This window comes from Paenibacillus sp. RC84, from assembly GCF_041260495.1.
Classification (GTDB): Bacteria; Bacillota; Bacilli; order Paenibacillales; family NBRC-103111; genus Paenibacillus_F.
This window is the reverse complement of the sequence record NZ_JBGBYL010000004.1, coordinates 102,437-115,064: the sequence shown is the minus strand read 5'-3', so window position 1 is coordinate 115,064 and position 12,628 is coordinate 102,437. Positions and strand designations below refer to the sequence as shown.

Here is a 12,628-nt window from a genome sequence, read left to right as displayed (position 1 = left end):
TAAAAATAGGATAATTGGAGGGATTACCATGCAAAACAAACAGAAACAACTTCAAGAACTTTTTACGGCCATGTCGGCGAAAGGAATTTTCAACGGAGCGTTTTTGGCGGCGGATAAAGGAGAAATTGTCTTTGAAGGCGCGTATGGCCTCGCGGATAGAGAGACCGGGCGCTCTCTGACCGTTCATTCCGTCTTCGAACTCGCTTCCGTTTCCAAAACCTTTACGGCCATGGGCATTCTTATTCTCGCCGAACAGGGAAAACTTTCTTTGAGCGATTCCGTGGAACAATGGATACCGAACTTCTCCTACAAGGGTATCACAGTGAAGGACCTTCTCCGGCATACTTCCGGCCTGCCTGACTATACGCCGCTTTTCATAAAAGACTGGGACCGCTCCAAAATCGCCACGAACTGGGACGTCCTGGAGTATTTTAATGTCCATCAGCCTCCGCTCCAGTTTCAGCCGGGGGAAAATTGGGAATACACCAATACGGGCTATGTTTTGCTGGCCCTGCTGATCGAAAAGATCTCGGGTCTCTCCTTTGCCGACTATATGAGCGAAACACTGTTCAAGCCTCTGGGCATGCATTCCACCCGCATTCATAACCGGCGTCTTACCGGAAACGTGCCGCCGGATTTCGCTTTCGGATACGTATATTCTTTCGAGACGCACAGCTACTACCTGCCGGACGAACAGCCTGCGACTGATTTTGTCGTATACCTGGACGGAATCCAGGGGGACGGGACCGTAAATTCCACGCTGCACGATCTATTGCTTTGGGATCAGGCCCTGTATACGGAGAAATTGGTCAGCAAAAAGACACTCGACGAAGCTTTCACTTCCGGAAAACTGCCGGATAACAAACCTTATTCGTACGGGTACGGCTGGATCATCGAACAGAAGGAGCACCTGGGTAAAGTCGTGTCCCACAGCGGCGGCTGGCCCGGCTACAGTACGAATCTGGCCCGTTACACGGATCACGGAAAAACGACGATTTATCTTTCCAACACGGATCGTCAGCTGGACATTCAGCAGCAGATTATCAACGAGGCGGAGAACATTCTGTTCGGGCTCCCCCACTCCGTTCCCGATGTCCCCGCGGAGCTGAAGTCCGTTAAAATCGACAAAACCGTGTATATGCGGTACAGAGGAGTTTACAAGTTGGATATGGGACTCGACCTCAGCGTGACGACCGGTCCCGAGCAAGATCAGCTGTTCATCCAGTTGAGCGGGCAGCCCCAGTACGAGATTTTACCGCTGTCCGAAACGCGTTTCTTTGTCCGGGAGCTTCAAATCGAAATCGAGTTTGCGGCCAAAAAATCGGGCAAACCCGCCGACGAGCTTACGCTGTATCAATACGGCGAACACCGGGGCGTACGGGCCAAGTAACGGGTGATCCCAGTCAAGCGGGCGCAATACCGCACGCCGAAGCTGCGCGCGATGCGTCAAGTAAGCGCCGGATAAACGCCAAAAGGATTCCCCTGCACGTTTAGCGTGCGGAGGAATCCTTTTTTTAACGGAGCCGGTGGTGGTTCAGTTGTGCCGCTTTATTACGGATTCCTTATTCCCGTAAGCTGTTCGACAAAGGCAGGAATAGGCTTGGGGGCGTATACCAGACTGTTGAATGAATCGCCCGCCCTGATCTTCAGACCGATACAAACGTTCCGTGCAGCGGGATCACATGCAGAACCGGTTTTAACGGAATGCAGATCTGCACCTTGAGGCCGCTCTTGTCCGACACGCACTGAATTTCTCCTTGAAGGCTCCGCACTCTCTGCTGCATCCCGTATATCCCCATGCTGCCGAACCCGGGTTCTTTCCGTTCCCCGTTTACTGTTCCAACTCCGTTATCCCGATAAGACAGAAGCAGATTCTGTTTGCCGCCCGTCAAAGTCACATGAACTTCCTCGGCCTTGGAATGCTTCATGGCATTGGACATGAGTTCCTGCGTAATCCGGTACACCGCAATCCGCTGCTCATCGTTCAAACAATCCCTGAAATGTTCCGCTTCGAAATAGATCGTAAAATCCGCGTGAAGCTGGATATGATCGAACAGGGCCTCCAAAGCCTGGACAAGTCCCCACTCTTTAAGAAAAGGGGGCCTGAGTTCGTTGCAGGTCAGGCGGATCTGGTACATCACATCGAGAAGTCCGTCTCCGATTTGAGCCAAGCCTTCTTTAAGTTCATCCGGGCCAAGGCCCGAAGTCCGCAGCTGCTCCAGCTTCCGGTACCAGATAATTTGCTCCTGAAGGGCCGCATCGTGCAAATCTTGGGACAGCCGCTTCCGCTCGTGCTCGGACAAACTGAAGAACAAGCGCAGCAGCCAGGTAGGGGGCTCCTGTTCCTCCATCGTCCGCTTCAGCTCAGCCGATAAGTCCTCAATGACAGTGAGATTTTCGTACACGACGTTTACGTAACGGATCAGTGTTTTCAGCCAAATTCTTTTGACGGGAAGACGCGTACTGTCCGTCAATTCTCCGAAAATGAGCCAGAACGTTCTGCCTTTGATTTCTCCTATTTTCAGAAAAGATCCTTCTTCGTATTCGAAAACTTCGCCGATCGAGAGCTGCTGGCTCTGGTGCTGCCGGATTTTGTCCAAAACGGCCCGGGGCACTTCGCCCGTTCCCGCTTTTACCGAGCAGGACGGATAACCCGCTTGGGTTTCGATCAGGGAGACGCGGTCGATTTGAAAAATCAGCTTCACTTCAGCCAGCAGACGCGCCTCCAGCTCCGCGATTTTCATAATACCGAACAGATCGTGAGAAAAACGGTCGAGACTCGCCTGAAGTGCGGAATATCTCTCGTCACTGCGGCGCAGCTGCTCCCTGCTGATATGGAGCTCCTGATTAATCATATTCAATTCAGCCGCGTAATAGCGGGCTCTATCATAAAAACCGCCCAGGAAATAAGCGATGACGATGCAAAAAACGGCACCCGCCGCCTGCATCTCCCAGGTATCCCCGACTACGAAATAGTAATGTAGAAAAAACACAATGCCCACAACGGCAGTAAATCCGGCGCCCGCAAGACGCCCAGTCCTTTTCATCCGCAACGTTCAGCTCTCCTTCAAACTACTTGGTGCATGTCCATCTTCGTCAATATATCATCCCCGGAACGAACCGATCACGCAAATTTGTTGCGTGCGCACGCAAAAATTTCCGATCCTGTAGAATCCGAATTGTGTCCAGTGCTATGATTCTAGTTAACCCGAGCCCCTGACACAGGAGAAACGATAAAAATGGAAATTCCAATAGAAAAGGGTCAAAAAGAGCTTCCCTTTTATCGGACCCTAATTACAGCCCTGATCGAACATGCGCCAGTCGGCATCTATATGATGGAAAACGGCGCCTTAACATATGCGAACGATTCTTATGCCAAGCTTGTCGGCTATGCCGCGGAAGAAATCCGCCGGGAGAAGTTTGGTTTTCTCGAGCTTGTTCACCCGGATGACCGTCTCCTGACCGCGCCTCTTTTTTCCGAATCGGACGGCAGACGGAAGGGCGCACCTGTCCGTATCCGGACGCGTCATAAAGACGGACATTGGATTTATACGGAAATCCACCCGTCCACAGCCCTTCTAAACGAAAAGAAGGTCCAATACGGCACCGTGATAGACATTACGGAGCAAGTGTTGGCGCAGCGGCAGCTTCTGGCCTATCATGAAGAGATTAAAGCGTTATTTATCCATAGCCCGGACGCCATCTTCTCCTTGGACGAGCATGGGAGATTTACAAGCACGAATCCCCGGTGCGAATCCTTGACGGGATACACGAAAGACGAGCTGATCCATAAGCCGTTCTTCACGCTCATCGATCCGGATGACCTGCAATCCGCCCTGGACCGTTTCGGCGACGCAAAACGATTTATTTCCGGCAGCACGAATCTCAGCATCATCCGTAAAGACGGAGAAAAAATTTCCGTGATTGTGACTCACTTTCCGGTAAAGATGGACGGTTTCCTTAGCGGCACCTACGGAATCGCACGGGATACGACCGACCAAGCAGCGGCGGCCCGAAAGATGGAAGAATTCGCCTGTGCCGATCCGGTTACCGGATTGCCTAACCGCAAGCTGTTCGAAGACCGGCTGGAGCAGACGATCCGTTTCTCCAAAGACGGACGTCTTCCTTTCGCCGTCCTTTCGATTAATTTGAACCGGTTCAAATTAATTAACGATTCTTACGGCCACCAGTTGGGAGACGACCTGTTGACTCTAGTCACCGCCCGTATCCAGGGGCATTTGCGGCTGACGGATACATTGAGCCGGTTTGCGGCAGACCAATTCACCCTCATTCTGCCCGAAACAGTGCAAGAAGAGGTCATGCGTCTCATCCGCTCCATCCAGGGCGGAATGCGGGAGCCATTCGTGCTGCACGGTCATTCCGTAGCCTTGACGGTCAGCATAGGGATCGCATTCAACAGTGGAAAAGGCGAAAGCGCTCAAGACATGATCCGGTACGCGAACATGGCCATGGATCACTCCAAGAAGCTTCGTACGGACGCTTACACCGTGTATACGGAAGAAATGGATCTCCAGACCTCCTACAAGCTGCAGATTCAGAGGGATCTGGAAACAGCTTCGGCCAAGAACGAGCTGGAGCTCTTTTACCAGCCTATCATGGCGTTAAAAACCGGCAAGCTGACCGCGATGGAAGCTCTGATCCGCTGGAATCATCCGCGGCTCGGGTACATTCCACCCTCGGATTTTATTCCGGTGGCCGAGGAATGCGGCCTGATTTTGTCCGTCGGCATCTGGGTTCTGCAAACGGCGTGCAGGCAGGCCAAAAAGTGGCAGGCTTCGGGAGCCGCTCCGTTCAAAGTGGCGGTTAACGTTTCGACCAAACAACTGCAGCAGCCTTTTTTCGCCGAACATGTCCTGTCGATTATGAAAGAGGTGGAGCTTGAACCCGCTTGGCTCGAATTGGAAATTACGGAAAGCGTCCTGCTGGACGATGTCCGTTCGATTAAGGAATGTTTGTTGAAACTTAAAGAGGCGGGGATTTGCATTTCTATCGACGATTTCGGGACAGGATACACCTCCCTTAACTATTTGCGTGAATATCCTTTCGATAAAGTAAAAATAGACCGGGCGTTCATCGAAGACATTAACCGGGACCTGAACGGGAAACGGATCGCGTCCGCCATCATCTCGCTCGCGCACAGTCTCCATATGGACGTGGTCGCCGAAGGCATCGAAAACGAGCTCCAGTACCAATACCTGCTCGGCGAAAACTGTAATGAAGGGCAGGGCTATTATTTCAGCCGCCCCCTTCCCGCAGATTCCCTGACCGGCCTGCTAAACCGCCCATGAAAACAAAACGCCTGCGCAAAGGGCTGACGCTGCGCCTGATTTTAAGCCTTCTCGTTCTTGCTACCGCTTTCCTGACGGCCGCCGTAAGCGGATATGCGGCCTATGAGGCCAATTTGAAATCCCTGTCCACGAGTTACCTGGAAAATAATTCTAATTATGCCGAGAAACTTTCCGCCAACACGGGCAACTTGCTCAATCTGATGCAGACAAGTATGAACTCGATCGCGCAGTTAGCGGGAAAGCAGTCGTTTACGGAAAAGGATCTCGAGATGTGGTTCACGTTTAACCGGCAGTACTTTAACTCGGTTTTTGTCGCGGATGACGAGCGGGATATAGAAGTGGTTCTGCCTGCCGACGCCGGTGCCGTTGTAGGCACACGGCTGCTGTCCGAAGCGTCCAAACGTGCGGTTGAGTTTAAAAAACCGTTTATTTCCGAGCCTTATGTCGGCACAACCGGACGCCTGATCGTGCTGATCTCCTCGCCAATTTTTAACGGGGACGGGTCCTATGCCGGCTTTGTCGGCGGCACGATCTATCTGGAGGAAGAAAACGCTCTGAGCAAGCTGCTTAAAGAGCATTTTTACGGGAACGGGTCCTACGTCTATGTCGTCGATAAGGAGTCCCGGCTTATTTTTCATCCCAACAAAGAACGGATTTATCAGATTATCTCCAGCAATGAAGTCATTCAAAAAGCGCTGGCAGGCAAAAAAGGCTCCCAAAAAATCGTAAACTCGGAAGGGAACGAATTTTTCGCAGGCTATGCGTTTGAGCCGATAAGCGGGTGGGGAATTGTTTCCCAGACGCCTACCCGAGTGCTCGAGGAACCGCTTGAACAAATGATTTCAAACTTGCTGATGCAAGCGCTCCCCCTGCTCGGCGTTGTGCTGACCGTCGCCTGGTGGCTGGCTAGCTGGATCACGAGACCTCTGTATACCCTTGCCCGGTATTCGGAAGAGTCGGCCGTCCACGCAAACCTGACGGTACCCGCTTCCCCCAGCATTCATTCCGGACTTTACGAGGTCAGGCAGCTGTACCAGAGCATCAATTCCAATCTCAACCGGCTGAAAGCGGAATCACTTACCGACGGATTGACGGGCCTTGCCAACCGGAAAGCTTTCGATCTGCTCATCGCCGAGTGGGCGGAGCGGAAAGTTCCTTTTACCCTTATTCTGATGGACGTCGATCATTTCAAAAAAGTCAATGATCTTCACGGACACCTGATCGGAGATGAAGTGTTGAAATATTTGGCTTCGACGCTTCACGCTTTTTCAAGAGAAGAAGATTTATGCTTCCGCTATGGCGGAGAGGAATTCGGGATTTTGCTGAAAGGCTGCGATCTCGGCCGAGCTACCCGTATTGCGGAGCGGTTGCGTGAAAAAGTGGAAAAAAGCAAAAGTCCGATCGCTCAGCCCCTGACGGTTTCGATCGGGGTCTCCTTTTCTTATAGCCGGGATACGGACGTCAAAACCATCATTGAAATGGCGGATAACGCGCTCTATCAATCCAAAACCGACGGAAGAAACCGGATAACGATTTATTCGTGACGGGGCGCATAACAAAAAACGGCGGAGAGCTTAGGCTGCAGCATGCAGCTTCTGTCTTTCCCGCCGTTTTTTTTGCCAAGCCCGCCTGCTGTATTCTCCCGCAGGGTGTCAGCCCAGCTCCAGCCAGGCCGTCATCTCCGCGTCGAGCCGCGTCTGCAGCTCTTCCCGCTCGCGCCACCGCGCTTCCAGCAGCGCGGTATCGCCGCAGCCGCCGAGCTGCTGGAGCTCCGCGTCCGATGCGGCCAGCTGTGCTTCCAGCGCAGCGATCTGCGCCTCCAGCTGCAGCCGCTTCCGCTCGGTTGCCCGCGCCTCGGCCGCCGCGGCTTTCGCTGCGGCGTTGGCCTCCCCCGCGAAGAGCGGCTGCTCGCCCGCGCGTACCGCGGGGCTGGCTGCGCGGGGCGCGCCCGCTGGCGGCTGCTCGCCTGCGCGTACTGCGGCGGCCGATGAGCCGGTCGAGCCTGCCGGCGGACGTCCGTGACCGGCAGCCGTCTGCTCCAGCTCGCGCTTTTTCGCCCGGTATTCGTCAAACTGTCCGATATAGCTCGTTATTTGTCCGTCTTGAAGCTCCCAGACCCGCTGCGCGAGACGGTTGATGAAATACCGGTCGTGGGAGATGGCAAGCACGGTCCCCGGATACTCCTCCAGCGCCTCTTCTAGAGCTTCGCGGGAAGCAATGTCCAAATGGTTGGTCGGCTCATCCAGCAGCAGCAGATTCGGCTTCCGCCGGACAAGCAGCGCGAGCCGGAGACGAGACCGCTCTCCTCCCGACAGCATGCTCACCGGTTTAAACACATCCGTCCCATAAAAGAGATACTTCGCAAGAATGCCCCTTGCTTCTCCTTCTTCTACTCCGGCCTCCAAGCGGAAGTAGTCTAGGACTGTCTTTTGAGGGTCTCTCGTTTCCTCCTGCTGGGCCATATAGCCGATCTCCACTCGCGAGCCTAGGCCCAGCTCTCCGCAATCCGGAACTTCCTGCCCAAGCAGCAGCTTAAACAAGGTTGTTTTCCCCGTTCCGTTGTCTCCGACCAGAACGATCTTCTCGCCGTAATGAAGGCTTCCTTCCGCACCTTTGAGAATCCGGCGCTCTCCGTACGATTTATGCACGCCTGAGAACTCCGCTACCCGTTTCGCGGAGCGGTCCTGAAGGCTCAAAGCGAAATCGGCGCTTTTCTGCTCCAGTACCGGACGCTTCATTACCTGCATCCTCTCCAATGCTTTACGCATTGAAGCCGCCCTTTTGAAAAACTTTTCGTTGTCCCCGACCCGGCCCCACTCTTCCAGCTTCCGGATCGTTTCTTTCATTTTTTTAATAACTTTCTGCTGTTCCTGATACTGCGCGAACTGCTGCAGCAACCGTTCTTCCTTCTCTTTCATATATCCGCTGTAGTTCGTTTGGTACGTAAAAGCTTCCCCGTCTTCCAGCTCGATCATTTTGGAAGCGGTACGGTCAAGAAAATAACGGTCATGCGAAACGAGGACACAGGCCCCCGTATAACCTTGTAAAAACTGCTCCAGCCATTCGATTCCCCTTAAATCCAGATGATTCGTCGGTTCGTCAAGCAGCAGCAAATCCGGCCGCATGATTAATTGGGAAGCGAGCGCGATCCGTGTTTTTTCTCCGCCGGAAAAGGTAGAGAACTGACGGGCATACGTCTCTTTCGAGATCTGAAGTCCGATTGCAACGGAGTCTATAGCGGCATCCATTTCATAGCCGCCTCCGCGCTCGAAGCGTTCCTGGACCGACGCGTACGCGTTCAGCAGCCCCTGCATGCGAACCGAATCAGCCGAAGCGTCCGGCTCTGCCATGTCGTGTTCCAGCGCCGTCATCTCCTGCTGACACGCTGTCAAATGCCGGCAGCCGTAAGCGAGCACTTCATATACCGTAAGCCCTTCGAACTCCACCGGTATTTGCGGCAAATAACCGATCGTGAGCTCTTTTTTGAGTGTCAGCATTCCCTCGTCTATGCTCTGATGGCGGGAGATGAGCTGGAGCAGCGTCGATTTCCCGCTGCCGTTTCGGCCGATCAGACCGATTTTTTCTCCGGCATGCACTTCGAATGTGACTCCATCCAGCACGAGGTTAGCTGCGTGGTATTTCTTTATCTGTTGACCGTTAACAAGTATCATAATGGATCCTCCTAGGAATGAAGACCCTTCTCCGTACGACAAAAAAGAGCCGCGGCAATAAGCCCGCGACCCTTCTTCGGATGTGAAATTATCCGTATCGGTTAAGGTAGGCGTCTTCTCGCGATTGGGTGTACCGTATTCGTGAAAATGGACAGACTTCTCCCGTTAACCGGAAAAGCATGAACGATGCCAGCCATAGCAATCGGCAGCTGGCTAATACGGTCGTTAACCTTCTCGAGATTCACCTACCTCACCTCCTCATCATTAAAGTTACGTTTACTTTAGCATGAAAATTGTAATTTTTGCAAGTTCCGTTCACTAATTGTGCAAGTTCCGCTCTCCAAAACAGACTCATGCGCTCTTTGGGGGCTTGAATGCTTTGGTCTTGGACGGGTTCCGGATACTATCAATCCAGATAGCTTGCAATCCCTTTATCCATGAGAAAGTCCATTTCGGCGTCCAGAATATTATCCACTGTTAGCTCATCCAGCTTGATATCGGGCCTGCTCAACACATAGTCGGCAATATCATCGCTGTCGATGTCGACCTCGCCCTTAGCATTTTTATGAGCTTTGTTGATAAAATCCTGCTCGTATTTCAGCACCGATTTTATTTTTTGCGGGTCCGCTTTAGTTTTTCCCGCTATGTAAGCTATGAGCTCCTGCTCGTTGATCTGTTCTGCCATCAATCGCCATCTCCTCGTCCATTCGGTGTCCAACTGCCATTGTACCACATCCGAGGAGAAAAAATTAAATCAAAGAAGCTCCCGCCCGGAACGGGAGCGGCGGATAAAACGGCGGCGGTAAAACCTACGCGGACATCCGCAGACTGCTTGGCAAGTGAGGCACGGCGCCTGTACGGCGTCTGCCGCTGCGCAGAATATGATTCTGGGCGAGACCCAAGGCAACTGCCGGCTCCACTTCATCACGCTGGGCAAGCTCGACAAGGAGAGCGATATCTCCCATTTCATAAGCGGCCGCCATCATACGCAGGTAAGCTTTCATTCCGTTCTCAGCCGGTTCGACCTGCGTGCCGGTCTCCATGTCTCTTCTAACGTCTTCCAAGGAATGACGAGCGCGGTATAGGGCCGCTTTAACCGCTCCTTCCGTAGTTCCGAGCCTAACAGCTGTTTCAAGACTGGAAAACCCCAGCACATCCCGGAGCAGGAAAACCGTTCTTTGCAGCGGGGGCAAATGCTTAAACAAAGCGCGAAAGGCTTCTTCGATTACCAAAAGTCCCTCATCCCGCCGCGTTACTGCCTGCGTCTGCTCACTTTTCATAATGCGGGCCAGGACCTGCTTTCGCCGCGATTGGTCGATCCACGTATTTTTAGCGATGCGAAGCAGCATAGCTTCTACGTTGGCGTGCCGCTTTCCTTGTGAAGACATCGCTCTCAACCAGGTCTCCTGGGCCAGATCCTCCGCATCCCATGAAGATTTTGTCATGGACAGGCAGTACCGTTTTAACGTCTGCTGAAACTGGTTGATCCGGGTGCTGTCCTTTTCTTTTCCTTTTAATAGAAAATCGGCTGTCGACATCCGTATTCGCCCCCTCTTTTTCCTGCAGCCGTTCAAATGCATCCGGCTCCCGGCCTGTAATGAACCTTTTTATATCCTAAGCGTCATTTTCCGGTTTTATTAATCCTTCTGCAAAACGGCTTCATTTTCTTCTTGTATTCGAATCTTAACGGCAAAGCCGTTGTAATCAGTAAACGAACGAACGTCCGAAAAGGATACGCCGTTTCACACATTCTTAAAATATTTTCAGGATTTAAAATTCTGTGCTGTCCTCGTATCTTTTGGAGAGCCGCATTCGTTTACAAGGAGAAATGCCATAACGAAACACATTGGAGGTTTTTGACGATGAGCAATTACGTCCCTTACGTCGTGGAGCAAACGAGCCGTGGTGAGAGATCCTATGATATTTATTCCCGGCTGCTCAAAGACCGGATCGTATTTCTGGGAGCGGCGATTGATGATCAGGTAGCCAACAGCATTATCGCCCAGCTTTTATTTCTCGAAGCCGAAGATCCGCAAAAGGAGATCAGTCTATATATCAACAGTCCCGGCGGCTCAACGTCGGCCGGATTTGCCATTTACGATGCGATGCAGCTCGTGAAGCCGCCTGTGCATACGATTTGTACGGGTTTTGCCGCTTCATTTGCCGCTATTCTACTGCTGGCCGGAGAAAAGGGCAAGCGCTTCGCGCTGCCGAACAGCGAGATCATGATTCATCAGCCTCACGGAGGCGTTCAGGGCCAGGCAAGCGACATCGCCATCAGCGCCAAGCGGATACTCGGCATACGTGAAAGACTGAACCGAATCACCTCGGAGCGCACCGGACAGCCCGTCGATAAAGTCGACCGGGACATGGACCGCGACTATTTTATGTCGGCTGAAGAAGCCAGGGAATACGGGATTATCGATCAGGTTGTAACGACAATTTCCTGACGAAACAAATCTGTCTGTAAGACGTACGCTTCCCCTAACAACCAGCACAGGTTCTATCTTCCGTTGAGGGCCTGTGCTCCCTTTTCTCCGAATTTCAATTTACCGGAGCGGCATTTCGGCGGATAAGATTTTTACATAGATTCCGTTTTCAGACTTCCTCCGCGCTTCTTCCCCCCATTTTTTCACGTTTTCGGATAATTCGGATGCTTTCCACAGCTTATTCCCCCTCAATACGTCAGGGTCGATCAGCCTCATTTTATTCGTCCGGTGCAGATCGTAATCGTCCACATCTTCTTGTACTCGTACGTTGCGGTGAAGGTGTTTTAGAAGCCGCTGAATATCCGGCTCATCCGATGCATGCATTAAACTCAGAACCTCCTTATCTGTCAAAAGCAGGCTGCTGAGCGTAATCACCTTTTTTGCCAATGCTGTTTTAAGCGCTTTCGCCAAAAAATGGCAGCTGTATGCATTCAAAGGGTGCATAAAGAAATCGATCACTTCGCGATAATAGGTTTTAACGAACCATTCAGCGGACTCTATTCGGGTGAGCACCATTTTTCCGTCAGCCGCCGTTAAGTTTTCCAGGAAAAATACGATCTCTTCCATGGTAATCTTTCCGTCATGAAACTGATCCCGCAGTGTATAGTCGACCCGGTCTGCGCATAACGCGGGGGCAGGCTGTTCAAGAAGCGTCCATTGGGAGTCTTCAAGCAGCAGATTCCGGTATGTATAACCATATTTCTTCAGCAGTTGAGGAATTTCGGATTCTTCGATAAACTGCTCATAAATGTTCTCATGGTAGTTTTCTTCCCTTTTGTCCAGCGCATAGTCGACCACATGTGAAAATGCCGTATGGGACACATCGTGAAGCAGCCCCGCAACCTGTTCTTCCAGAGAACCTCCGAGCCGCCGAATTAAGAGCATGACTCCTACCGAATGCTCGTACCTCGTCACATCCCACTTATCGTTCACCAGATAGCTCGCTCCGCCTTGGTAAACGCCTTTTAACCGCTGCACGGGTTGGCTGAGAACAAGCTCTTCCAGTAGTCCATCCACCACAAATTCTCCGTAAATTGGATCCGATATACGCAATTCGCACCTCCGCTAAAGTCACTAGTCAATAGATAAATTGAGCCTACCATAAGTCATGTACTTAGTTAAAGAGGCAGGCTAAAGTCTTCTTATGCCTTTTTCACCG

At 52.1% G+C, this 12,628-nt stretch carries 10 protein-coding genes; 4 read left to right on the top strand and 6 right to left on the bottom strand.

The genetic code is table 11. The features are described from left to right. Positions 1-28: 28 nt before the first annotated feature. Complete coding sequence (locus ABH899_RS10815) at positions 29-1,390, top strand: serine hydrolase domain-containing protein (protein ID WP_369996068.1); 1,362 nt, start codon at positions 29-31, stop codon at positions 1,388-1,390. A 256-nt stretch (positions 1,391-1,646) separates the two neighbouring features. Here ABH899_RS10815 and ABH899_RS10810 read toward each other — a convergent pair whose 3' ends face one another. Continuing rightward, a complete protein-coding gene (locus ABH899_RS10810) occupies positions 1,647-3,047 on the bottom strand; it encodes a sensor histidine kinase (protein WP_369996066.1) in 1,401 nt (466 codons plus the stop codon). A gap of 192 nt (positions 3,048-3,239) precedes the next feature. On the opposite strand from ABH899_RS10810, the gene ABH899_RS10805 reads away from it, so the two are divergent. Together ABH899_RS10805 and ABH899_RS10800 are read left to right on the top strand one after the other, a co-directional pair. Beyond that, positions 3,240-5,309, top strand: a complete 2,070-nt coding sequence (locus ABH899_RS10805; protein ID WP_369996065.1) for a putative bifunctional diguanylate cyclase/phosphodiesterase — start codon at positions 3,240-3,242, stop codon at positions 5,307-5,309. Beyond that, complete coding sequence (locus ABH899_RS10800; RefSeq protein WP_369996064.1) at positions 5,306-6,853, top strand: sensor domain-containing diguanylate cyclase; 1,548 nt, start codon at positions 5,306-5,308, stop codon at positions 6,851-6,853. Before ABH899_RS10805 ends, ABH899_RS10800 begins: the two co-directional genes overlap by 4 nt. Positions 6,854-6,961: 108 nt before the next feature. On the opposite strand, the gene abc-f is transcribed toward ABH899_RS10800, so the two are convergent. The 4 genes from abc-f to ABH899_RS10780 form a co-directional block, all read right to left on the bottom strand. Beyond that, entirely contained in the window at positions 6,962-8,980 is a 2,019-nt protein-coding gene (gene abc-f / locus ABH899_RS10795; protein WP_369996063.1) for a ribosomal protection-like ABC-F family protein, read from the bottom strand. 101 nt (positions 8,981-9,081) lie between these two features. Continuing rightward, positions 9,082-9,225: an RAxF-45 family protein gene (locus tag ABH899_RS10790; RefSeq protein ID WP_170318615.1), complete on the bottom strand. Its 144-nt coding sequence runs from the start codon at positions 9,223-9,225 to the stop codon at positions 9,082-9,084. Between the two features lie 161 nt (positions 9,226-9,386). Further along, positions 9,387-9,665, bottom strand: a complete 279-nt coding sequence (locus tag ABH899_RS10785; protein WP_369996061.1) for a hypothetical protein — start codon at positions 9,663-9,665, stop codon at positions 9,387-9,389. 124 nt (positions 9,666-9,789) lie between these two features. Continuing rightward, positions 9,790-10,518 carry an RNA polymerase sigma factor gene (locus ABH899_RS10780; protein WP_369996060.1) on the bottom strand — a complete coding sequence of 243 codons (729 nt, stop codon included), beginning with the start codon at positions 10,516-10,518 and terminating at the stop codon, positions 9,790-9,792. A 324-nt stretch (positions 10,519-10,842) separates the two neighbouring features. Here ABH899_RS10780 and clpP point away from each other — a divergent pair, with 324 nt between their 5' ends. Then, positions 10,843-11,430, top strand: a complete 588-nt coding sequence (clpP, locus tag ABH899_RS10775) for an ATP-dependent Clp endopeptidase proteolytic subunit ClpP (RefSeq protein WP_009672474.1) — start codon at positions 10,843-10,845, stop codon at positions 11,428-11,430. A 99-nt stretch (positions 11,431-11,529) separates the two neighbouring features. On the opposite strand, the gene ABH899_RS10770 is transcribed toward clpP, so the two are convergent. After that, complete coding sequence (locus tag ABH899_RS10770) at positions 11,530-12,522, bottom strand: HD domain-containing protein (protein ID WP_369996058.1); 993 nt, start codon at positions 12,520-12,522, stop codon at positions 11,530-11,532. Positions 12,523-12,628: the final 106 nt, after the last annotated feature.